Origin of the sequence: Sphaerisporangium sp. NPDC049002 (assembly GCF_040649355.1) — a bacterium.
GTDB lineage: Bacteria > Actinomycetota > Actinomycetes > Streptosporangiales > Streptosporangiaceae > Sphaerisporangium.
Window position 1 is genome coordinate 59228 of record NZ_JBEZFH010000003.1, and the last position, 22958, is coordinate 82185.

Genomic DNA, 22958 nt, shown 5'->3' on the forward strand with positions numbered 1-22958 from the left:
CTAGAAGGCTGGAGGAAGAAGGTTCTGGTCCGGGGCACGTGTACGTGATTCACGCCCGGCCGCAGTCAGTGCTAGAGGAAATGAATCCACCGACTCCGCCGTCTGGTATTCATGCCAATCTCCCGTGATGAAGCCCGGCTCTGGACGTAAAATGAGGCCTCGCTGTATCCATATGCCTCATTTGCGAACGATTGTCGTAGGGCTGTCGAGTCGCGAATCCTTCACGAGAAACGCCCCGATGTCCGGGGCGCTCGTCGCCCGACGCTTCGTTCGCCACCGACTCCGGGGACCCAGCGTGACCGTACGGGCGTGCGAGGGGCGTTCACTGACACGAAAAGGGATGGTGAGCATGAGCGGGTCGAAGCGCAGGATCCGGATCCTGGCCGACGAGGAGACCGTGTCGTTTCTGGCGGAGGAGCTGACCGGCGCGGGGGAGACCGTGGTCGCCCGGGCACCCGTGGCCGATCCAGGCCGGCTGGCCCTCGACCTGGGCACGGTGGAGTCGATCGTCGCTCTCGTCTCGGCGCTGTTCATCGAGGGTCCGATCATCCCCCAGCTCTGGGAACGCATGCGAGCGGGCAAGACGCAGAAGCTGGTCTTCGAGGGGCCTTTGCGCAAGGTGACGATCGAGGCGAAGACCGATCTGACCCAGGAGGAGATCAAGGCGGCCTTCCGGTTGGTGACCGGGATGACCGAGCCGTGAGCACGGTCTTCGGCGATTTCGACCCGAGGTTCCCCGGAATCGCGCTGACGGTGGGTTCGGCCGAAAGGTGGGACCAGCTGCGACGTTACGCGCTCGGCGTGGAGGTGCCTGAGCGGTTGTCCGAGCTGGATGATCCGGCCTTCCTGGACGCCGTCTCCAGCACTACCGTGCTCCCTCATGAGGTGCGGCATTTCCACGACTTCCTGCTGTCCCCGGCTGGAGCACGGCACATGCGGACGCGCGTGGTGCTGGGCCTGAACCTGATCCAGCTTCTGGTCAACCTGCGCGGGAACGGGATCTGGGACCGGGCGGACGCGTTGCCTGTACCGATCACCACCTGGTGCCGCATGTCCCCGGGTGAGCGTGAGGCCTGGGCGGCCATGCTCACCGACATGGGTGCAGGACTCACGCTACCCATGGATTTTCCTTTTCTTCCGGAAAATCCCGATTACTCCGTATATAAGAAGATAAATGTCATGTCGACGGATTCGACGAGTCTGGCGCATCTCATCACTGTGTGCGAGGGATACCGCGCCCGGCTCATCCAGTTCGAGGCGCCTCCGGAAGGGGGCGGCGGCCTCGGCCTCACGGGGGCGCACCTGAAGGAGGCGTCGGCATTCCTCGTCCAGGCGCAGGAAGCGTCCGATTCCCTGGGGCAGGACGTCGCGGGGCGGTTCCTGACCCTGATGATGCAGGCCGGCAACCGCTACGGCGTGGCTCTGCATTACCTGGGCAACGCCTTCGCCTTCGCCGGGGCGCCCCCGATCGCCGATCTCATGGCGATGTTCACCGGATGGGTCCTGCTGGGCGACCCGCTCGCGGCACAGGACCAGGCCCATCCACTGGTCCGGTTCGCGCTGCTCGCCAAGGCGATGCAGGCGACGGGACCCCGGGGGTTCTTCGGGGACGGGGACATGACGCACGCGTTCGCCCGGTGGGACGAGTTGACCGGGCAGCCGCCGACCCTTGACTCCCTGCGCCGGTCCCTGGACCGCGACGAGCGCTCCCTCGCGTCGTTTCGCGAGTCCATGGCCCACCTGCAACCTGATCTCGTCGACTGGGTGACCGGGTTCCTCGACGGCTACGAGGAGTTCATCCACGCCCGGCGCCTCATGGTGGGCACCTTCCTCACAGAGCCGTGGGCCTACCTGTCACCGGCCGGCTACCTGCACAACGCCGAGCACTGGGTGGCGCCGCAGCTCAGAGTCACCTTCCTCGGGAACTCGGCTCTGGACATGGGCACCTCCCTCGATCACGGATGGACGTTGGCCCACGGGTTCCACGATTCCGACGGCCGGTCGATCGCCAAGGTGATCTACACGGACGCCGAGCCGGCCGGGGTGCCCTGCATCAGCCAGGAGGGCGCGGACGGGCTGCACTCCCTGTTCGCGGCAGCCGACGTGATCGTCGGCCCCAGCCCCGCCGACGCCTCCGAGGTGGAACTCCTCCTCGCCCAGAAGATCATCGGAGACGACATCACCCTAACCCGCCTCTACTGAACCGGGCCCCGCCCACAAGGCCCCGGGCCGCTTACCGCGGCCACCTCAGAAGGGAGGAATCCCGCTTATCGGCACAAAGCCACATAATCCTGGCTAGCGCGCGGAAGAAAGGTGTTCACCGTAACAATTCGCCCTACCATCGTCGTACGTTGCTATATCTGGATAACGTGAAATATGCCCTCGAATGCGAGTCGCCTTTACCAGGCAGTCCTTCGCGACAAGGCCGCCCCGGTCTCCCTCCGGCTCCGCCGCGCTTTCGGAGAATGGCTCGAAGGCAAGGGGCTCCCCCCGCCCGACGCGGGCAAGCCGTTGCAGGAGTCCAAGGTCGAGGGAGCCAGGTCCCGCCTGGAACGGCGAGGAGACTGCGGCCGGTTCCTCGTGGAGGAACAACGCGGGAGAGCGCTGCTGCGCACCAGGGTCACCTACGCCGAGTCGGTTCCCAGGATGACCGGCTGGGTCGTCGTCACGGTCGAGGAGGACGGCGAGAGCGGCGCGGGCCAGGCACCGGGATTCCTCCCCGCCTACCTGCGGACCGCACAGATCACCGACGGGGCGGTGCACCTGACCGACGCGCCCGACGTGGTCGACGAGTACGACGTCCCCCGTCTGATCCACACCCTGGCCGAGCGCGACCGCCGGGTGCCGTTCGTCGTCGTGGCCGCCGATCCGCAGGATCCGCGGGCGGCCTCGGCCAGGGCCGGCTACCTCGCCGCCGTGATCGCCGGCGCCGGAGTGGTGGTGCGCCTCGCCGACCTGCGTGCCCTGCAGCGGTTCAACGACGCGGTCGGTCCTGACCTCGGCGTCTTCGGCGGGGGGATCCGCACGTACGTGGCGCCGTTCGACCCGAAGACCGAGAACTATCCCTATCGGCACCGGCCGATGGGAGGCGGCATGCTCCGCTCCCAGGGAGATCAGGCTCTCGACCTGGCAGCGGAGGGGATCATCGGTGAGACCTCGCGCCGCCCGCTTCCCGACGACGTCCAGCGCGCCTTCCGGATCGTCTCCCGCGTCCTGGCCGGCAAGGCCCAGCCGAGAGACATCGCCGACGCCGTCGCGGCACGACCCGCCTCCGTCGACCGGGGCAGGGAAGATCTGCGACGCCGCATGATGGCCCTCACCGTGCGTCCCGCCCCGGTCCCCGGCCCCTCGGCCTTCCCCGGTGGCTCAGCCCCTCACAGTCCTTCGGACCTACCCGGTTCGTCGGCCCTCCCCACGGCCGAGGCGGCAGCCCGGCCAGTACCGGAACCCCAACCGGACGCACCCGTCGCCCCGCTGGCCGCGCGCGTCGCGGCGGGGCCGGTGTTCGACGTGACCGAACTCGCGCGTACGGTCGCCGGGGCCGTGGCCGCCCAGATACGGGGAGAACTGGAGGCCGCCCTCGACCTCGCGGCGTCGGCGGGAGGGAAAGGCTCGGACAGCGGGCAACTGCTCCGCCAGATGCGGACCCTCCAAGCGCACGTCGACGGGCTGCGCGAGGTCGTCCTCGCACAGCAACGCGGAACCGAGGCGGAGGGGGAGATGCTGCTCGCCGAGGCCGAGGGCGAGAGCGACCGGCTGTCGGACGAGATGGAACGGCTCAGTGCCGAGCACGAGATCCTGCAGAGCGAGTACGCCGAGTCCGTGGCCTTGGCGCGCAAGTTCAGGGAACGGGTCCGCTGGCTGGAGAGCAGGCTCGCCCTGTCCGGCCACCCCGCCTACGGCCTGGCCCCCGAAACACCCGGCTTCGACCCGGCCGGCCTCGTGGACACCCTGAACATGGCCAGGGAGGCGCTGACCCACGTGGAGATCGGGGACACCGACACACCCGCGGCAAGACTGGATCTCGCTTACCCGACGCTCGCCCGGGCCTGGGCCGCCAAGGCATGGGACGCCCTGCAGGCGTTGGACTCGTTCGCCACGGCCCGGTCGTCGGGCAGGTTCGTCGGAGGCTTCTTCGAATGGTGCAGGAGTGACGCAGCGGATCACACCATCCCCTCGGGAATGGTCGCCATGAGCGAATCCCAGACCGTGAACACCAACGGCAAGTACAGCGCGAGCCGGATCTTCAGCGTGCCCCCGGAGGTGCATCCGTCGGGCAGGGTGCTCATGGAGGCGCACATCAAGATCCGCAAAGGCGGCTGCCCAGCTCCTCGGATCCACTTCTACGACGACTCCGGCGGCGCCACCGGCAAGATCTGGATCGGCCACGTAGGCGACCATCTCCCCAACACCCGCACGAACTGACGGCATCTGAGCCGGTGCCCGACCAGCGTGACGCAAGGCGAGATCGCTGATGCCGCCGGGCGTGGACCCGGCGGCATCGGACATGGGTGATCTGTCAGGCGGCGTGCTGCGTGGGCGGTTCGAGAGGGATGATGTCGCGTACGGCGGTGGACAGGCGCCGGCTGAGGGAACCGGGACGCGCGACGACGGTCACGTGCAGGCCCGCTTCGGTCAGCCACCGGGCGAGGCTGACGAAGAAGCCGTCACCGGATCCGATGACGACCCGCTCGAACCGCAGGTCGATGCGGTCCAGGTAGGCCGTCTCGGCCAAGGCGCTGTCGGCGCCGTCGGGGCCGGACCGGGCCAGCAACCGCACCCCGTGGAACGCGATCCCCACCGCCAGCAGCGCGGTGTGGTTCACGGCCACGACGTAGTGGTCCATGACCCCTGTCGGCACGAGCGCCTCGTAGATCGTCATCACCTCCTCGACCTCGGAGGTCGTCGGACGGGTCGAGCCCACGAGATTCTCGATGTCGAGCAGGTGCATGGCCCGGCCACGCCTCAGCTCAAGGTGACGGGAACGGCGACTCGCCCGCGAGGCGCGGGCACGGAACTCGTCCAGGTGCGTGACGGGGGTGATCACGATCCAAGTCCTCTCCACGAGTGCACTGGTGTGCGTCTGTGTTAATTACAGCACATGTGAACTCGATGCACAAAGGCATTAGAAGCCCCGTGACCGTGTGCGGGCGAGCCGGCTCTGAGGGTCAGCGGTGGACCAGGGTCCAGGCGCCGTCGGCCTTGACGGTGACCAGCCGGGTACCGGCGGGCAGCAGCACCTTGCCCTTGTAGGTCCTGTCGGCGTGGGCGGCGGTCGCGTTGACACCGGCCGTGGTGAACGCGGCCGCTGCGAGGGTCAGTACGGCGAGCAGACGGCGGAGCATGTGGATCTCCTCGAAGAAGGGATACGGGTCGCGCTGTCAGCCCTGGTCGGGAGGGTCGCCGGAGGGGGCGCCCGGCTCGGGGAAAGGGGAAGGCCACGCTCGCGGTGTCCAGCTGGGCGGTGGCGTGCATGTCGCGTGTCCCTGTTGGGCCGACGCCGGGGACTGTCAACCGTTCTTAGTGAATCACATGTGAATCAAGTGCACAATTGCCTATGTTCGATTCGAGGTGCGGGCTACGGCCCTGGAGGTGCCCGGTTCGGGCGACCACGAACGGTCACCGCTTCCGGGTCCGGCCATCCATCGGCCTGGCGCCTCGCGATTCGACATCGTCGGACACCGACACCTGTCGCCACGACGAAGCATCGTCGTAAGGTGATGGCCCATGGATTGGGTGCGGCGCGTCGCTGACGTCAGGCGCTGGACGCGCGACGGCGAACGGGCGCCGCACAAGCCGCTCCTGCTGCTCTACGCCCTCGGACGGTTCCAGCGACACGGCGGTCGGCCGATCCCGTTCAGCGGCGCGGAGGCCGATCTCAAGCGCCTGCTCAAGGAGTTCGGACCGCCGAGGCAGACCAGCCCCGGCTACCCGTTCCACCACCTGACCAGCGACGGCATCTGGCTCGTCGACACCGTGAACGGACCGGGAAGTCCTGGCCCGGAGCTCGGCCGTCTGCGTGACTCCCAGGCCACCGGCCGACTCCACCCCGACCTCCTGCGCGCACTGTCCGACGACTCCCACCTGGTGGTCCGGCTCGCGCGGCACCTGCTCGACGCGAACTTCTCACCCTCACTGCACGAGGACATCTGTCAGTTGACGGGACTCGATCTGGAGACCTACGACGCGGCCGATCCGGCACGCGTCCCGGCGCGTGCGACGTTCCGGCGTGATCCCGCCTTCCGCGAGAAGGTCCTCATCGCGTACGAGTACTGCTGCGCGTTCTGCGCGTACGACGGCTGGCTGGACGGCACCACGGTCGGCCTCGACGCCGCCCACGTCCGCTGGCGGGCGTTCGAGGGGCCGGACGACGTCGCCAACGGACTGTGCCTGTGCTCGATCCACCACAAGCTGTTCGACAAGGGCGTCCTCGGCATGACCGGCGAGCGCACGATCACCGTCTCGGCGAAGTTCGTCGGCCGGACGCCCGCGGCAAGGGCGATGGTCCTCGCTCTGGCCGAACGTCCCATCCGCCGCGCGCAACCAGGCCACGCGCCCGTCGACGCCGCCAACATCGAATGGCACACCCGCCAGGTCTTCCGCGCCCCCGCCCGCAGCACATGAGCGACGGACGGGTCCGCATACCCGTCCGTCCTCGGCGTACTCCAGACCGACCGGCCCGCGCGGCTGCCGCTATGGGAGGCCATGCCTCTCGTGGACGCCGCGCGCCTGCTCGTCGCGCCCAGGGATGGCTCAGGCGGCGTGGTCAGTGTGTTCGCGGATGTACCGGGCGAAGGCCTCTCTCGCCAGTTGGGACACGGTTTTTCCCTCGCGTTCGGCCAGCGCCTTGGCGGCGGCCTTCTCTTCGGCGCTCAGGCGGAAGGTCACTTGGGGGGAACGTTCGCCATGGGCGCCGAGTGAGGGGCGGCCCACCGTCCGCTGCACGTGTTCGACGGCGGCATCCACGTACGCCTGGTCTATACGGTTGCCTCGCCGGTCGTAGATCTCCTCGGCGTCGAGATCGACGTCAGAGGCATCGTCCAAGGTCAGCTCGACATCGTCGGGGGGCCAGGGGCCGCTGCTCTGCGTCATGGCGTGCTCCTCCTGAATGTGGTCGGCATGACATGGATGACCAGCAGGCACTTCTCGGTGAGGACCGCGATGACCTCCAGTTCCAACCCGCGGTCGTCTCGGCCGAGCCAGTGCCATTGTTCGTCCAAGTGCGGCCCGGGCGGCGGCACCACGGTGGGGGGGACCGCCACGGATGACGAACAGGGTCCGCGCTCTACCGATGCGGTGCTTCCGCGCTGACTGCGTGAACCTGATTCTACGCACAGCTGCATTGTGCCATGCAAAATTAGCCAAAGCCGCCACTCTGAGTAACGAAATATTACTCACGGTATGACGCGGTGGGGGGCGAGGGGACGGCCACGTTGCCGGCGCTATGCCCGTCGACGCCGCCAACATCGAATGGCACACCCGCCAGGTCTTCCGCGCCCCCGCCCGCAGCACGTGAGCCATGGCCGTTCGGTGTGCCGGCGGTCGGGAGGCCACGTTCGTCGATCAGGCGGTGGAGCAGCCGCGGCTATCCTGCGCACATGCTGATCACTGATGGGGAATTGGCCGTAAAGGCGGCGCAGGCAGGGGCTGCCGTCGTACGCGCCATGTACGGGGCGCCGCTGACGCGCATCCAGAAATCCGCGGGTGACTTCGCTACGGCCGCTGACATCGAAGCGGAGAACATGATCCTGGACGTCCTCCGCACCGCCCGGCCGGACGATGGCGTGACGGGCGAGGAGAGCGGACGCACAGGCTCGGGCGGCGCCGAGCGCATGTGGCTGGTCGACCCCCTGTGCGGCACGCTGAACTACGCCGCGCGGAACATGCTGGTAGCGGTGAACGTCGCTTTGCGCGTGGGTTCGGACATCGCGGTGGCGGCCTCGGCCGACCCGTTCGCCGATGACGTGTTCTGGACGGATGGCGATCACGCGTACGTCCGCCGGGACGGCCTGGACGAGAAACTCGCGCCCTCGCCCGATTCCCGACTGGTGGAGCCGCCTTGCTGGAACTGATCGGCAAACAGCTCCCACTATGAGCAAGCAGGACTCCGCCCGGGTGGCGAAGGACCACGAAGTCGACGACACGTGGTGCCTGAGGTGAGCCGTTGCTACCGGCGGCGAGCGTCACCGGCAGTCAGCCAGGTTCCGGAGGCGGTGGGGAGGGCGAAGGCGACGGCTTTGCCGGGGGCTTTTGTGGTGGTCGTGGTGGTCCGGTACGCCTTGCAGTGGCCTTGGGACAGCTCGTAGGTCATCTGTAGGCCGCGTCCGTTCTCGGCGAGTAGTGACAGGTCCGGCTCGGGGAGTGTGGACAGCCGTTGGAAGGCGTCCTGGATCTTCTCGGGGTCGGGGTCGCCGTCGACGATCTCGCACCAGGTGGGGACTCCGTCGAGGTGGAAGACGCGCAGTTCGTACGGCTGGCGGGCGTGCCGTTCGGCGTTCGCGGCGAGTTCGCCGGCGATGATCTCGGCGTCGGTGACGGCGTCCTGGGTCAGGCCGGCGTGATGGAGGACTTCGCGGATGAGGGTACGGGCGCGGCGCGCGGCCGAGCCGTGGGGAAGGATCCGCACGAGTACGCGGATGTCGCGGTTGTCCGCAGAAGGCTCCTGGTCCACATGTTCCGGTCGGCCCAGGATGCAGGGGGTGTGGTCCTCAGGCTCCGGGGAGGTGCGGTTGGCGGGCGGCATGAAGAGGCTCCGTTCGCTGTCGGTGGCGGTGGACAGCAGGAAAGGTCAACGGGCGGGCCGAATGAACGTGGCTGCCTGCTCGTTGGACGGGAGCGGGGGAGGGCGGCACCGGAGGTGGTCGATCTCTGGTCGTTTGCCCGGAAGGGCTTGGCGTGCGGGTGGCCGGGGTGTAATCGTCGTCACAGGAAGTGATCGCACGATTACCGATGGGGTGGTCATGGGGGCGCGGGAGCGTGAGGTGGGCCGTCCGGAGCTGGTCAGGGCGCGGCGGCGTAAGGGGTTGAGCCAGGAGGCGGCGGCGGAGGCGGTCGGGGTGTCGCCGACGACGTGGGCGCGGTGGGAGCGGGGTGAGCAGGGGGTACGGGCGCGGCACCGGGCGCGGATGGCGGCCGTGTTCGGTGTTGCGGCGATCGACGTGGAACGGTGGGTCGAGGGCTGGGCCTTCGTGGAGACACCTTGCTGGCCGCTGGTGGACTGTGGGGGCGGCTCGCTGGAGGCTACGGTGAAGTCGGCCGACCTTCTGTGGAGGTTCGAGATGGATCCGTCCCGGCGTCACCTGCTGGCCACGCTGCCGTTCGTTCCCGCCGCGCTGGGGGAGTGGCTGACATCCTGGACGTACGACAGTCCGGCCGCGTCCACCGGTCACGCCGGTTCCGGGCGGGCGGTCGGCATGGCGGACGTCACCCGCGTCAACGAGGCCCGCCAGGCGTTCAGCCAGATGGACCACCAGTTCGGCGCGGGCCTGGTCCGCCCGGTGGTCCTGCGCTACCTCAACAGCAACGTCACCCCACTGCTCCACGGCCGCTACGACGACAAGGTCGGCGCCGAACTGCTGAGCGCAGCGGCCGGCATGAGCTGGATGGCAGGCTGGACGTCCTTCGACCTCAACCACCATGGCCAGGCGCAGCAGCACTTCGGGCAAGCGCTCAAGCTGGCCAAAGCCGCCAACGACCCTCTCACGGGAGTGTGGGTGCTGGCCGCGCTTACCCGGCAGGCCATCCACATCGATCAGCCGTCTTGGGCGCTGTGGCTCTCCCGCGCCGCGTCCGACACCGCTCGCCGCGCGGAGGCCCCGCCAAGGGTCATGGCCGTGCTGCTGGTCAGGGAAGCCTGGGCGACCGCCCTCCGGGCCAATCCTGGTGAGTCCGGGGACAGGCACGCCGCGAAGCAGGTGGAGCATCTCCTGGGTGAGGCCGAGCGAGCGTATGCACAGGGTGCCACGGACACTGATCCTGCCTGGACGGCGAGGTACGACGAGGCCGAGTTGGGCGCGGAGGCAGGTAACTGCTGGCGTCTTCTCGGGAAGCATCAGGGAGCACTGGCGCACGCGGAAGCAGCGGTGGCCGAATTCCGTGTTCGTCTTCCTCGTTCCGCTCAGATCAATCGAGTGCACGCCGCCGAGGCGTACTTGAGGATGGGAGAACTGGAGCAAGCTCTTGAGACGGTGCGCCCGGCGATCCCGGCGACCAAGGCGCTCACCTCCCGCCGCACGGTCGACTTCATCAGACGGTTCGATCAGGAGCTGGACCCGTACGGCCACACCATGGCCGTCAGGGAGTTCCGCGACTATATGAAGCAGGAACTGGTGACGTAAAGGCCACCAGCGGTCACTACTTCGGGTTGTCCACGCATTCTGTGGTCCCGGAGATGTTGATCCCTACGGGGGCATCCCCCACCCCTGCTTGAATGCCTCCGAACCCTCTCCGCTCGGCTCCTGCGACGTTGTCGCTGGTGTAGTTGATCGTCCATCCTCGTTGTTTGAGAACATCGACGACCTTTTGAAAGACCTTTTCCGAGGACAGCGTGTGGTCGGGCGAATCGAAGTGGAGGTTCAGCCCACTTTCCACCTTCGAGTGCTCGGTACCGACTGGGCCCCCGCATGGCGCATCCGTCACCTGCACAACCACCAGCGGCTCCGCACCAGGGAAGACGGCTTGGATGACGGCCTTCGCTTCCGAGATGAGCGTCTGGCGGGATTGGTCTGGATTCATCGCGGTGCTTGCTCCATTCACGCAGGCGGAGAGGCCGCCGAGAAGAGCGATCAATGCAAGGACACGGCTGCGGTAAGCAGAGATCGTCACCATAGGTAGGTCCGAGGTTGGAAGGAGTGCGGCGTCGTGGCATCGGGGAGTCCTCTTGATCCGATCCCTTGGTGGTTCACAGCAACCAGCCCCTCTCGGTCCTTGTCTTCAAGATGGGCAGGGACTCCTCACCGATTTCTCCAATGGACTTGCCGATCAGCCGAGCGACATCTTCCTTGCTGAAGTACCCGTCGAGTCCTGACTTCTTGAGCGCCACGAGCGTTGCTGCTACCAGCGACTCCTTACCGCCGGTCACGGGGCCCACCAACAGCTTCGGGTCCACAGTATTGATGATCTGCTCCAACGCCGCACCCAGTTCTCCTGTCTTCCACGGAGGCACCTGGGCCTGGAGCTCCTTGACAAGCATCCTTGCGAATCCGGCCCCGCTCTTCTCGTCAGCCAGTTCCGGTGAGCCGGTGAACGTCTGCACAGAGCCGTCACCGGTGAGAAGGACCTGTAGGTTCTTAAGGGCGATGTTGTGGTCCATGTAGTACTGCGAGTGCCCGGCTGAGCGGCCGGTCGCGAGTCGTTGAACTCCCGGTAGTTCCGCAGGATCCTTGCCATGCGCTTCGGTGTAGGACACCCAGTCACCTGGCGCACGCATCGCGAACACTGGAGTGCCTGGAGGCAGCTTGAGATCGGCCGCACTCTTGATGTTCGGACCGAGGCCGGGACTGCCCATGAAGACGATCGTGTCGAAGGCTGTTCCCTGTTGCAGAGCCTTGCTGGAGAGCAAGGTTCCATAGCTGTGGGCAAAAAGAGAGACCAGGGCACTTTTGGCGAGCTGTAGCCCCGCCCGGAATGAATGCAGCTCAGATGCGCCGGCTTGTGCCTTGCTCGGGAGAACGGAGTCGCCGAGTTCTGGAGTGTCGTACCCAAGCCATGCGATTACGGCGCTGTCCGCGAAGTCCTTTCCGGACTTGGGGTCTCGGATGAGCCACTGTGCGTCCTTGGCGATGTCGTCGTAGTTGTCGAGGCGGTTGGTGATGCCGGGGACCATGACGGCGACGTGGGCCGCCTTGGTCAGGTCGCCGAAGACCTCGGCCACTCGTCCGTCGTTGGCCGGGTCGAAGAGGAGGAACTGGCGGAGCTTGGACTGGCCGTCGCCGGTGATGCGCGGCTGCTGGAACTCGGTCAGACGGGCGACCCGGGACTTTAGGACGGCTATTTGCGGGTTCTTCGGGTCTGTGGCCTTCAGGTGGGCGAGTTCCTGCTGCTCGTGGGTGAGGTCGCGTTCGATGAGCAGTTTGTTGGCGGCGAAGCGGACGGCGCTCGGGGCCCCGTCCAGGCCGCCTACCAGGTTGGGTTGGTTGGCCGTGAGCCACGACCGTTCGTCCGCCTTCAGCTTGGCGAAGTACGTCCGGACGGCGGCGGCCCGTTCCTCAGGGGTGGCCGTTCTGTTCTTTTCGAGAACAGCTTTCAGGCCATCACCTAATCGGATGCCTTCCTTGGCCGATACCGACCCAATCGACGTCGTGAGGCCGAATGTCTTAAGCGCGGCGAACGGGTCGCCGCCCTTTTCGGCGGCCCGGGCGATCGAGGCCCGGTTCAGCAACTCGGCGGGAGTGTCCGTGGCCCAGCGCAGCACGCTGACCATGGGTCCTGCCTGCGCCTGGCCGATGAGCTCGCCGGCGCGCGCGTAGTACTGCTCGGCGAGTTGCCGCCGATCGGTGAGGAGTTTCGCCAGTTGTTCAAGCTCCTCCGGGTCGACCAGTCGCTCGGGCTCCACCGGGCGGAATCTACCTGCGCTTCGCCCTATATGGAAGGATTCCCGGTGATTGAAATAGGTCGCGGGGTGGGGGGTGTGGTGTCGCAATATGAGGAAATGATGCGTTTAGCGCACGAAGCGGACGATCTTGCGGAAGCCGTCGAAGACGTCCTCAAGCCGGTTCACGACACGGTGGCCCGGATGCGCTGGAACGGCCCGCACCACGACCGCGTACGGGCCGAGCTCGGCACGATGACCCAGGCCACCGGAACGGTCGCGAGCCGCCTGCGGGAGAGGGCGGAGGTCTTCCGCCGGGCCGCCGACGTAAGTAGGTCCGGCGTGGAACGCCTGCCGGAAGGCATCCTCGAAGGGCTCCTCGGTCCGGCCGGAGGGCTCCTGCACGACCGCTACCTTCGCTGAGGTGGCCTTCTCGGCGACGGTCAAGTGCTCGTTACCGCCGCCCGCCGAACGCCCAGTCGTGCACCTCGACGTCGGCGTACCGGTCCAGGGTCAGGACGGCCCGCGCCGTGCCCGGGTCCGGCGCCCGAACCAGCAGTGCCGTACCCAGCCAGGTGGTGCCGTCGTCGGACAGCAGCGGCCCGTACGCGATCAGCTCGTCCCGGTCGGGCGGCGGGACAAGGTCGGCGGCCTGCCCGGAGCCGAGGCCCAGCACCAGATACCGGTTGCCGCCTTCTCGGCCGCCAGGGAAATCCCACATGGTGCGCCCCAGCACGTTGCGCCATCGGCGCAATACGACGTCCCGGTACACACCGGCCTGGTAATTGGGCTCGTCGAAGACGAACGCACGCGCGGTGGCGAGATCTGGGAGGTCGACGATGTGCACGCTGCCGGTGACCGTTTCGCTGCCGTAGCCGAAGGTCGGGCCGCGCGCGATCATCCCCGCCCCGTACCGGTCCATGTAGGACCAGTGCTCCTCCAGCAGCTCGTCGCGCAGCGCCGCGGAGCCAGGCCGATCGCGGTGATAACAGAAGAACTCCATGCCGAGAGTACCTACCACCATGGATGCGCTCTGCCAACACGGTGTCGTACGTCCGGCCGCCACCGGACTTGTCTTTGTGAACTAGATGCACAAGGATGTCTTGTACTGCGAGCGCTTCGCCTGGGGGGATCTGTCATGCGCGAGCAGGGGGCCGTCATCCGGAATGGCGGCCCGAAATAGGCCTAATGTCCGAAACTACTTATGGGCAAAGCTCTATATCAGACATCGTTGCTTTCGCATGGATAAAGGGGGTGCGGTGGTTGTGGTGATTGCCGACAATACCGATTCAGAGCTTGCGCTCGCTTTACCCTGTCTGGATGATGGCTCGATCTTCTTATCCTGGGCGAGGCGGGTGGGCGTGACTCCATTGGACCGGTCCGATCCCCAGCGGATCGGGGACATCGTCTTACGAGGCAGGCTGGGCAGCGGGGGCATGGGCCGGGTCTTCTTCGGTGTCACGCCGGATCACGAGCGGGTCGCCGTCAAGGTGATCCGGGAGGATCTCGCCGACCGAGCCGAGGTGCGGGCGAGGTTCGCCAGGGAGATCGACGCCTTACGCACGATCCAGGGACCATCCGTGGCGAGCCTGGTCGAGGCCTCCGAAGACGAGGGCGAGAGCCCGTGGCTCGCGGTGGAGTACGTCAGAGGGCTGAGCCTGCGTGCGTTCGTCGACCTCCAGGGCCCCCTTTCCGCGGATCAGGCGGCCACCCTCGGCGTGCTGCTCGCCGACGCGCTCCAGGCCGTCCACCAGGCGGGCCTGCTTCATCGGGACCTCAAGCCGGGAAACGTCCTGCTCGGCAGGGACGGCCCCAAGGTCATCGACATGGGCCTGGTGGCGCTCGCCGAAGGGCCGACCGACCTCACCACCTCCGAATCGATGCTGGGCACGCCCGCGTGCATGGCTCCCGAGCAGATCAACACCCCGAAGAACCTGACGCCGAAGACGGACGTCTACGCGCTCGGCTCGACCATGCTGTTCGCCCTCACCAAGCACTACCCCTACAAGGCAGACAACCTGCATGCCTTGCTGTTCGTGATCGCCAACCCGGGCAAACACCCCGACCTGGACGGACTTCCGGCGGAGATGACCCCGATCATCTCCGCGATGCTCGCGTACGACCCCGCCGTGCGCCCGGATCTCGCCCAGGCCAGGGCAATGCTCACCGACCTGGCCACCCGCGACGGCGGGACCCTGCCCGTCGCGATCCGGCGGCTCGCGGTGGCGACGTATGTCGAGCGGCCGTCCGATCCGCCCGAGCTCGACCCGCCCCTGCCGAGGAGGCGAGAGCTCACCCACGTCCTCCACTCGGATTCCGTCGTCGCACGGCTGGCCGAGCGGCTGCGCGGCGCCTACGCCTGCAACGCCACGTTCTGAGCGTCCACGTCTGAAGGAGAGCAGTGACCGAGACGACCTTTCCCCCCGGCGCTCGGGTCTGGATCCGCGAAGCGGAGTGGATGGTCCGTACGTGTACCCCCGTGAAGCACGACACGAGGCACCACCGGATCACCGTGGTCGGCGCGTCCGAGTTCGTCCGTGACGAGGACGCCGTGTTCTTCACCGATCTCGATGACGTCGAGCTGATGCGTCCAGAAGAGACCGCCCTGGAGCAGGACGACACGCCGCACTTCGCCAAGAGCCGGCTCTTCTTGGAGGCGATCCTGCGCAGGACGCCGTTGCCGCAAACGGAGAAGGGCCTCGCGCTGCCCGACCGGTTCCTGCTGGACCCGCTGCCCTATCAGCTGCGCCCGGCCGAGCTGGCGCTGAACGGGCTGCGCCCCCGCATCCTGCTCGCCGACGTCGTCGGACTCGGCAAAACGCTGGAGATCGGGCTCATCCTCGCCGAGCTGATCAGGCGGGGGCGCGGCGACCGCATCCTGGTGGTCACACCGCAGCAGGTACTGGAGCAGTTCCAGCACGAGTTGTGGACCCGGTTCTCCATCCCCCTGATCCGGCTGGACTCGGTCGGCATCGAACGGATCCAGCGGGAGATCCCGGCCGGACGCAACCCGTTCACGTACTACAAGCGGATCATCGTCTCCGTCGACACGCTCAAGAACGAGGGCAAGCACGGCCAGCACCTGGAGAAGATCCACTGGGACGCCGTGGTCATCGACGAGTCGCACAACCTCATCGGCGAGAGCAGCCTGCGCAACAAGCTGGCCAAGCTCCTCGCCCGCAGGACCGACGCGCTGCTGATGGCCAGTGCCACCCCGCACAACGGGGAAAGCAGGTCATTCGCCGAGCTGGTCCGCATGCTCGACCCGGCGGCCATCGTCGACGAGGACGACTACTCGGCCAAGGACATCCGGCACCTCTACATCCGCCGTACCAAGATCGACCCTGAGGTACGGAACCACATCGGCACCAAGTGGCCCGACCGGGGGCCGTCCGTCCCGGTCAGATGCGCGGCCTCCGACCCGGAGGAACGGATCTTCGAGGAGCTGACCCGGGTCTGGCTCGCCGGTGACCAGGGGGAGGGAGGAGCGCCGGTCAGCAAGGAGCGGCGGCTCTTCCCGTACACCCTCCTCAAGGCCTTCCTCTCCTCGCACCACGCCCTCGCGAAGACCGTGACCAACCGGCTGAAGAACACCGTCAAGCCGCCCGAGCCGCGCGAGCGGCAGGCCCTGGAGACCCTCGGCAGGCTCGCCGCCCGGGTGAGCGACGCCGACTCGGCCAAGCTCGCCGCCCTGGTCGGTCAGCTCACCGAGATCGGTGTGGGGCCGCGCGGCGACCGGCGCGTGGTGGTGTTCTCCGAGAGCGTCGAGACGGTGAAGTGGCTCGCCCGGGTCCTCCCGTCCAAGCTCGGACTGACCACCGAAGGCGCTGTCGAGATGATGCTCGGCAGCGGGTTCACCGACCAGCAGCAGCAGGAGGTCATCGAGCGGTTCTCGCTCGCCGACAGCAAGGTACGGGTGCTGGTCACGACCGACGTGACCTCCGAAGGCGTCAACCTCCACCGGCAATGTCACCATCTGATCCACTATGACGTGCCGTGGAGCCTGATCCGCATCGAGCAGCGCAACGGCCGGGTCGACCGGTACGGGCAGCGACACCAGCCGCAGTTCAAGGCGCTGATCCTGACCTCCCGCGTGCCCGGGACCAAGGACGACACGCTGGTCGCGGAGAAGCTCCTGGAGAAGGAGGCGACCGCCCACCGCGGCCTCGGCACCGCCGAGGCGGTGACCGGCGAGTACCGCGCCGAGCGTGAGGAACGCCGGCTCATCCAGGACCTTCTCGACGGGAAGACCGTCGAGGAATCCCTGGAAGCCCACCAAGGTCTCGATGTCCTCGCCGGCCTGCTCACGGCCCCGGCGGACCTCCCTGACGCAGCGGGCACGCGTACGGATTCCGAGCCGCTAAGGGCGGACGTGCCGAAGCTGTTCGGCAGTACTGAAGACTTCGTCCGCGAGGGCGTGCGCACGCTCGGCCTCCTGAAGGACCTGGAGGACGACGGTGAGATGCTCGCCTTCACACCCCCCGGCGACCTCATCCACCGGCTGTCCGCGCTGCCCGCGTCCTACCTGCGCACCCATGACGTCAGAAAGCGGATGAAGGTCACCTTCAGCCGTTCACTGGCCCAGCGCAAGCTCGACGAGGCGCGCAGGACCAAGACCATGTGGCCGGACATCGCCTACCTGTCCGACCTGCACCCCATGGTGGAGTGGCTCACCGACAAGGTCCTCGTACGGCTCGGCCGCCAGAAGGCCCCCGTCCTGATCGCGAACGTCCCCGAGCCGACCTTCCTCATCCAGGGCATCTACTCCAACGCCCTCGGCCAGCCCACGGTCGTGGAATGGATGGCGATCACCGGGCTCACGGATGCGCCCGTCCTGCACGACATGGTGGCGACCCTGCACCAGGCCAAGGTCGGGCCGGGGATGAACAACCCGGTGCAGCCGCTGGACCTCCAGCGCCTCCAGGACCTGGTGAAGCCCGCCGTCAAGGTCGCCCGCGCCCATCTGGAGGAGCGGCGGGCTCACTACGACGAGGAGATCGTCGAGCCGCTCGACGCCTACCGGGCGAAGCTCACCCGATGGCAGCAGCTCACCCTCGACGGGGTGCACGCCTCCCAGTTCGGCCGCAGATCGGCCGACGTGCACGAGACCGTCGCCGAGCAGCAGCGCCTGATCGACTCCTTACGGACCACCGGTGAACCGCTGCTGCGAGTGCTCGCCGTACTGATTGAAGGCTGAACCCCATGAGCTTCGATTCGCTGGTCAACCGCGGCGACTATTTCTCGGCGCACTACCTGGCCGAGGTTCTCCCCAAGGAACTCAAGAAGAAAGAAGGCCTGCTGGCGCGCTGGAACGAGGAGGAGAAGGCCGGCCGTACGACGCCGCGCCGGGGACTGCGCGCCCTGGGCAGGCCGTACTTCGCCGATCGGCCGTTCTTCGCCGACTTCGACGCACGGCTGCGCGATGGCGACGCCGTCAGCCCGGACGAGGAGACCGAGTGGCGTAAGGAGCTGACCGAGCTGCACGGCGACGTGCTCCGGGCCCTGGCCTTCGAGACGGGGCCACGCGAGGTGACCGTGGCGCGGGCCGGCAAGGAGTACTCCGTCCAGGTCGCGTACGCGGACCAGCACCTGGTGGCCGTCGAATGCGGCTGGGCCGCCGACGTGGACGCCGCCTTGGACGCGCGCTCGGGCCGGGTGCTGTTCCCTGTGCGACTCGACAACCGCGAGAGCGTCACGTCGGTGACCAAGTTGGCCTCGTGGCTGCTCGCGAGCGACACGCCGCCGCGTTACGTACTCATCCTCGCCGGAGGAGTGGTCGTGCTCGCCGACCGCGCCACCTGGGGCGAGGGACGCTACATCGCTGTCAGCCTGGACGTGGCGCTCGGGCGGAACAACCTCGAAGAGCTGCAGACCATCGCGGCGCTCTTCGGCGCCGACTCGCTGCTGCCTCCCGAGGAGGGCGGTTCCGACAAGCTCGACGAGCTGCTCACCAGCTCCCGCCAGCACGCCGTCGGCGTCTCCACCGAGCTTCGCAGGGGCCTGCAGCAGTCGGTCGAGCTGATCGCCAACGAGGTGCTCGACCGGATCCGCCAGGCCGAACGTCCCACCGAGGACGGGCCCGTCAAAGTGCGGCCCGAGGACGTCATGGAGCCCGGAGCTCTCGCGAAGGAGCTGGGTCGCGAAGCGCTGCGCTACCTCTACCGGATCCTGTTCCTGTTGTACGCCGAAGCGCGGCCCGAGCACGGCATTCTGCCGACCGACGACGATGACTACACCAAGGGATACAGCCTCGCCCGGCTCGGAGACCTCGTCGTACGCGACCTGTCCGGAGAGGAGGCCAGGCACGGCTTCCACCTGTACGAGTCGCTGGACAAGCTGTTCGGCCTGGTCAACCGGGGACACCGTCCTCGGGGCGGGACCGCGCCGGAAGGCTCGGAGGGCGAGGGGCTGCGCTTCGAGCCGCTCCGCTCCGGGCTGTTCGAGCCCGAGGCCATCAAGCTCATCGGCCGTACGGCGCTGACCGTGCCCGGGTACGACGAGGACGACCCGGACACGCCGACGATCGACACCCGGCTCCGCGACGAGACGCTGCACAAGGTGTTGCGCCTGCTCATGCTCACCAAGGGGCGCAGGAAGGAGCGCGGCGGCTTCATCTCGTACGCGCAACTCGGCATCAACCAGCTCGGCGCGGTGTACGAGGGGCTGATGTCGTACACGGGCTTCATCTCCACCGAGGAGCTGTACGAGGTAGCCAAGCACGGCGACCCGCACGGCGGCACCTGGACGATCCCGGCATCCAAGGTCGACGACTACCCCTCGGACGTCTTCGTTCCCGAACTCGACGAGGATGGGCACCCGACCGGCGGGTACAAGCACCACCCCGAGGGCGCGTTCGTCTACCGGCTCGCCGGGCGTGACCGCGAGACCAGCGCCTCGTACTACACGCCCGAGCCGCTGACCCAGGTCACCGTCCAGCTCGCCCTGCGGCACCGGCTCGACCAGGACGGCACGGTCACCACCGCCCGCGAGATCCTGGAGTGGAAGATCTGCGAGCCGGCCCTCGGCTCTGGGGCGTTCCTCAACGAGGCCATCAACCAGGTGGCCGCCGAATACCTCAGGCGGCGTCAGAAGGAGCTCGGCCAGAGCGTCGACCCGGAGAGGTACGAGGAGACTCTGCAGCGGGTCAAGGCGTACATCGCGCTGCACAACGCCTACGGCGTCGACCTGAACGAGACCGCGATCGAGCTCGCCGAGGTCTCCGTCTGGCTGAACGTCATGCACCCCGGCCTCCAGGCCCCCTGGTTCGGGCTGCACCTGCGCAGGGGCAACTCCCTCATCGGCGCCGGCCGCCGCGTGTACGACCCGTCGGCGCTGGCCAAGGGGCAGTGGCTGAAGTCGGCCCCCGAGGACGTCCCGTTCTCCGCGGGCCCGCTGCCTGCCGGGAAGGTGCACCACTTCCTGCTGCCCGCCGAGGGCTGGGGAGCCGTCGCGGGAGCCAGGGAAGCCAAGGAGCTCGCGCCTGAGGACACCAAGCGCCTCGCCGACTGGCGCAGGCAGATCCGCAGATCACCGTCGGACAAGAAGTCCGGTGCTCGGAAGCTCTCCCAGCTCCAGCGCCTCCAGGCTCTCTCCGGCCGGGCCGAGTACCTCTGGGACCTGGTCATCCAGCGCCTCGCCATCTCCGAGCGCGAGATCAGCCGCAAGATCGACGTCTGGGGCGCCGACTGGATCGACCAGCCCGGCGACGCCGTTCCCAAGGAGAAGGTCTTCGGTGACCTCGTCGCCCCCGGCACTCCGTACTGGCGGTTGAAGAAGGTCATGGACGCCTGGTGCGCCCTCTGGTTCTGGCCCCTCGACAAGGCCGCCCTCCTCGACGGTACCGACCCGGTCTATACGAGGCTGGCGCCGCCTAACGCAGCTGACTATGGATCAGATGCTGTCACGCCGGTCGTGGCGAGGACGGACGCGGGACGTACTCACCCGGCGGCGGCCACACAGCCCGGTCCCCAGGATTCGGTCCAGACGGCCACCCCCGTCGGCCCCGACCCGGACGAGACCATCGGCTTCCGGATTGGTCACCAGAGCGCGCTGTTCCCCAGCGGTGACGAGCAACTCTCCCTGGACGGTTTCGCCCACGAGGCCAAGGAAGCCCGCACCTTCTCCCGCCCTAAGCCCACCCGCAAGCGCCCGGCCTTCGAGCCGCTCCGCCCGGTCATCCCCTTGGCCGACCTCGACGACTGGCTCGACTTCGCCGAATCCCTCCTCGGCCGCGCCGACATTCCCGAAGACTCCCTGGCCTCGAACTTCGCCAGCCTGAATGATCTTGAGGCGTACGAAGACCAGCTGCCTCTCTGGATGGGCATGGCTTCCCCCAACAAACTGGCCGAACACTTCCCCTGGCTCGGCACCATCGAAGACACCACCGACCAACAGGGCTTCTTCCACTGGGAACTCCATTATGCCCAGGTATTCAATAGGGGTGGGTTCGATCTTCAAGTCGGAAACCCCCCTTGGGTCCGTCCCCGTTGGGAAGAGGCGCCGGTCCTCGCCGAACTGGCGCCGTGGTTCAAGCTTGCGGAGAAGCCCAGTATGGAGGATTGGCGGGACCGCAAGGCGGCTGTACTCCTAAAGAAATCCTCGCGAGACTATTTCCTGGGTGAACTAGCCACTAACACTGCAGCGGTCGAATTCCTCGGCTCTGCGGCCATTTATGTGTTGTTAGTGGGTACTCAGCCCGACCTCTATCGTGCTTTTATGTGTCGCATCTGGGGCAACCTTGCTCGATATGGCACTGCTGGGATGATCCATCCCGATACCCACTTTGCGGGAGTTAAGGAAGGCCGGTTGCGGGCGGAGACCTATCCTCGCCTGCGCGTGCATGGCCACTTCATGAATTCCCGATTCCTTTTTGATGGTGAGGATCGCCTGGAGTTTGGTGTTCATATCTACGGGCGCCCGTGGGAAAGAATAGAATTCATACATATGAGCTGGCTCTTCGATCCGGCGACGCTGGTCTTGTCGCTCAACCACGACGGGACTGGCGAGATTCCGGGTACGAAGTACAATCGCACTTGGGATGTTCGGCCACATCAGTCGCGTTTGTTACGTGTGAATAGCGATGTATTGGCAAATTGGCAGCAGCTCACGGATCCGGGTGCCGCGCCAGTGGAACAGACTCCTCTTCTGTATCCGGTGACCACCGCAGAAGCGGGCGCTATTAATGCGCTTGCTACATACAAGATCAGACTGGGTGCGTACGGCCCTCGGATCACTCGCGGCTACGATGAGGCGAATGGCAAAAGAGATGGCCTGATTCGATGGCGGACCGGTAATCCTGGCTCGCTCCATGACGCCATCTTGCAGGGGCCGCACTTCGCTCAGGCCACTCCCTTCAACAAGCAGCCTAATGTACCCTGCCGAAACAAGAACGACTATTCGTCTTGGAACCTAACTACGCTGCCTCGCGATGCTGTTCCAGTCACCAACTATGAGCGAGCTTGCAATGAGGAGACTTATTTTGCTGCTCAAGACCGTTGGGTGGACCATGAGTCGGTGCTCCGGCGGTGCACAGACTTCTATCGTCTCGCGTGGCGCCGCATGATTCCTCTTGCCAACGAGCGGTCGCTGTTCGCTGCTCTGATTCCGCCCGGCCCGGCTCACGTCCACGCTGTGTATACGCTCGCGGCACGAAACAACCTGGAAACCGTGCTGGCCGCTGGCTTCTGGGCAGCGCTACCAGTGGACTATCTGCTTCGGATCACCGGCCGAGCCGATCTTCAGACAGGTGATGCGCTTAACCTGCCCGCTGCGGATCCCGATCACCCACTTGCTTCGGCGCTCCTGCTCCGTACGCTTCGGCTGAATTGCCTCACCGACGCCTACGCTCCGCTTTGGGGAGAGCTCTATGATCCTGCGTGGGCAAAGGAGAAATGGGCCGTTGTATGGCCGGATCTGGAGTTGCTTGGAAACGTGACGAAGGTCGCGCCGGAGTGGACGTTCGCAACGCCGCTCAGGACCGAGCGGGAGCGACGGGCAGCCTTGGTGGAATTGGACGCCCTTGTCGCGCTCTGGCTTGGAATCTCGGCTGGAGAGTTAGTCGCGGTCTACCGCTCTCGTTATCCGGTCCTGTCTGACTATGAGGCGCGGATTTGGTTTGATGCGAAGGGCCGGAAGATCGCCGGAAACCACAACACGTACGGATACGGGCAGACTAAGGAGCATTTCGAGCAACTGATGGCACACCTCGATCCGGAGGTTCGGGGACCGGTGCCCGAGGGATACGCCGCGCCGTTCTACAAGGCGGATCGGGAAGCTGAGTATCGGCAGGCTCGTGCGGTTTTCAGTGAGCGACTGCGCAAAGCTCAGGCGGGGGAGTGATGGCCCGAGTGGGCGGGAGCCGGGCCGCGGTGGAGTCTCGGCAGGCCGGTGAAGCCGATAGGCCGGCCGCGTCGCGGTCGAACGGGGAACC

General features: G+C 66.8%; 17 protein-coding genes. 10 read left to right on the forward strand and 7 right to left on the reverse strand.

The features are described 5' to 3' along the window. The first annotated feature begins 349 nt into the window (after window positions 1-349). The 3 genes from AB0B89_RS01440 (at window position 350) to AB0B89_RS01450 (ending at window position 4425) form a co-directional block, all read left to right on the forward strand. Window positions 350-703, forward strand: coding sequence for a hypothetical protein (locus tag AB0B89_RS01440; RefSeq protein WP_358546426.1), 354 nt, complete (start codon window positions 350-352; stop codon window positions 701-703). Continuing rightward, window positions 700-2202, forward strand: coding sequence for a hypothetical protein (locus AB0B89_RS01445; protein WP_358546428.1), 1503 nt, complete (start codon window positions 700-702; stop codon window positions 2200-2202). The genes AB0B89_RS01440 and AB0B89_RS01445 overlap by 4 nt, the downstream gene beginning before the upstream one ends. Window positions 2203-2376: 174 nt before the next feature. Then, window positions 2377-4425, forward strand: a complete 2049-nt coding sequence (locus AB0B89_RS01450; protein ID WP_358546431.1) for a hypothetical protein — start codon at window positions 2377-2379, stop codon at window positions 4423-4425. 94 nt (window positions 4426-4519) lie between these two features. On the opposite strand, the gene AB0B89_RS01455 is transcribed toward AB0B89_RS01450, so the two are convergent. Continuing rightward, entirely contained in the window at window positions 4520-5047 is a 528-nt protein-coding gene (locus tag AB0B89_RS01455) for an NYN domain-containing protein (protein WP_358546434.1), read from the reverse strand. Window positions 5048-5168: 121 nt separating this feature from the next. Continuing rightward, window positions 5169-5345: a hypothetical protein gene (locus AB0B89_RS01460; RefSeq protein ID WP_358546437.1), complete on the reverse strand. Its 177-nt coding sequence runs from the start codon at window positions 5343-5345 to the stop codon at window positions 5169-5171. A gap of 382 nt (window positions 5346-5727) precedes the next feature. On the opposite strand from AB0B89_RS01460, the gene AB0B89_RS01465 reads away from it, so the two are divergent. Then, complete coding sequence (locus tag AB0B89_RS01465) at window positions 5728-6624, forward strand: phosphorothioated DNA-binding restriction endonuclease (RefSeq protein ID WP_358546440.1); 897 nt, start codon at window positions 5728-5730, stop codon at window positions 6622-6624. A gap of 129 nt (window positions 6625-6753) precedes the next feature. Here AB0B89_RS01465 and AB0B89_RS01470 read toward each other — a convergent pair whose 3' ends face one another. Then, complete coding sequence (locus AB0B89_RS01470; RefSeq protein ID WP_358546443.1) at window positions 6754-7092, reverse strand: ribbon-helix-helix protein, CopG family; 339 nt, start codon at window positions 7090-7092, stop codon at window positions 6754-6756. 506 nt (window positions 7093-7598) lie between these two features. Here AB0B89_RS01470 and AB0B89_RS01475 point away from each other — a divergent pair. Further along, entirely contained in the window at window positions 7599-8072 is a 474-nt protein-coding gene (locus AB0B89_RS01475; RefSeq protein WP_358546446.1) for an inositol monophosphatase family protein, read from the forward strand. A 95-nt stretch (window positions 8073-8167) separates the two neighbouring features. Here AB0B89_RS01475 and AB0B89_RS01480 read toward each other — a convergent pair whose 3' ends face one another. Further along, the gene (locus AB0B89_RS01480; protein ID WP_358546449.1) at window positions 8168-8743 is read right to left on the reverse strand and encodes an ATP-binding protein; all 576 of its coding nucleotides are present in this window, start codon (window positions 8741-8743) and stop codon (window positions 8168-8170) included. 217 nt (window positions 8744-8960) lie between these two features. Between AB0B89_RS01480 and AB0B89_RS01485 the strand changes: the two genes are divergently transcribed. After that, window positions 8961-10337 (forward strand): helix-turn-helix transcriptional regulator, encoded by a 1377-nt coding sequence (locus tag AB0B89_RS01485; protein ID WP_358546452.1) that lies wholly within the window; start codon window positions 8961-8963, stop codon window positions 10335-10337. Between the two features lie 16 nt (window positions 10338-10353). Here the strand turns inward: AB0B89_RS01485 and AB0B89_RS01490 are convergent, their stop codons facing one another. Both AB0B89_RS01490 and AB0B89_RS01495 read right to left on the reverse strand, forming a co-directional pair. Continuing rightward, entirely contained in the window at window positions 10354-10827 is a 474-nt protein-coding gene (locus AB0B89_RS01490; protein ID WP_358546454.1) for a hypothetical protein, read from the reverse strand. Between the two features lie 73 nt (window positions 10828-10900). Then, window positions 10901-12553, reverse strand: coding sequence for an alpha/beta hydrolase (locus tag AB0B89_RS01495; protein ID WP_358546457.1), 1653 nt, complete (start codon window positions 12551-12553; stop codon window positions 10901-10903). 99 nt (window positions 12554-12652) lie between these two features. Here AB0B89_RS01495 and AB0B89_RS01500 point away from each other — a divergent pair, with 99 nt between their 5' ends. Continuing rightward, window positions 12653-12952, forward strand: a complete 300-nt coding sequence (locus AB0B89_RS01500; protein ID WP_358546459.1) for a hypothetical protein — start codon at window positions 12653-12655, stop codon at window positions 12950-12952. Between the two features lie 31 nt (window positions 12953-12983). Here the strand turns inward: AB0B89_RS01500 and AB0B89_RS01505 are convergent, their stop codons facing one another. Then, a complete protein-coding gene (locus AB0B89_RS01505; protein WP_358546462.1) occupies window positions 12984-13553 on the reverse strand; it encodes a YciI family protein in 570 nt (189 codons plus the stop codon). Window positions 13554-13890: 337 nt separating this feature from the next. On the opposite strand from AB0B89_RS01505, the gene AB0B89_RS01510 reads away from it, so the two are divergent. The 3 genes from AB0B89_RS01510 to AB0B89_RS01520 are packed head-to-tail and all read left to right on the forward strand — an operon-like array spanning window position 13891 to window position 22867. After that, window positions 13891-14907, forward strand: a complete 1017-nt coding sequence (locus tag AB0B89_RS01510) for a serine/threonine-protein kinase (RefSeq protein WP_358546465.1) — start codon at window positions 13891-13893, stop codon at window positions 14905-14907. A gap of 23 nt (window positions 14908-14930) precedes the next feature. Beyond that, entirely contained in the window at window positions 14931-17726 is a 2796-nt protein-coding gene (locus AB0B89_RS01515; protein ID WP_358546468.1) for a helicase-related protein, read from the forward strand. Window positions 17727-17731: 5 nt separating this feature from the next. Further along, window positions 17732-22867, forward strand: a complete 5136-nt coding sequence (locus tag AB0B89_RS01520) for a class I SAM-dependent DNA methyltransferase (RefSeq protein WP_358546471.1) — start codon at window positions 17732-17734, stop codon at window positions 22865-22867. Window positions 22868-22958: the final 91 nt, after the last annotated feature.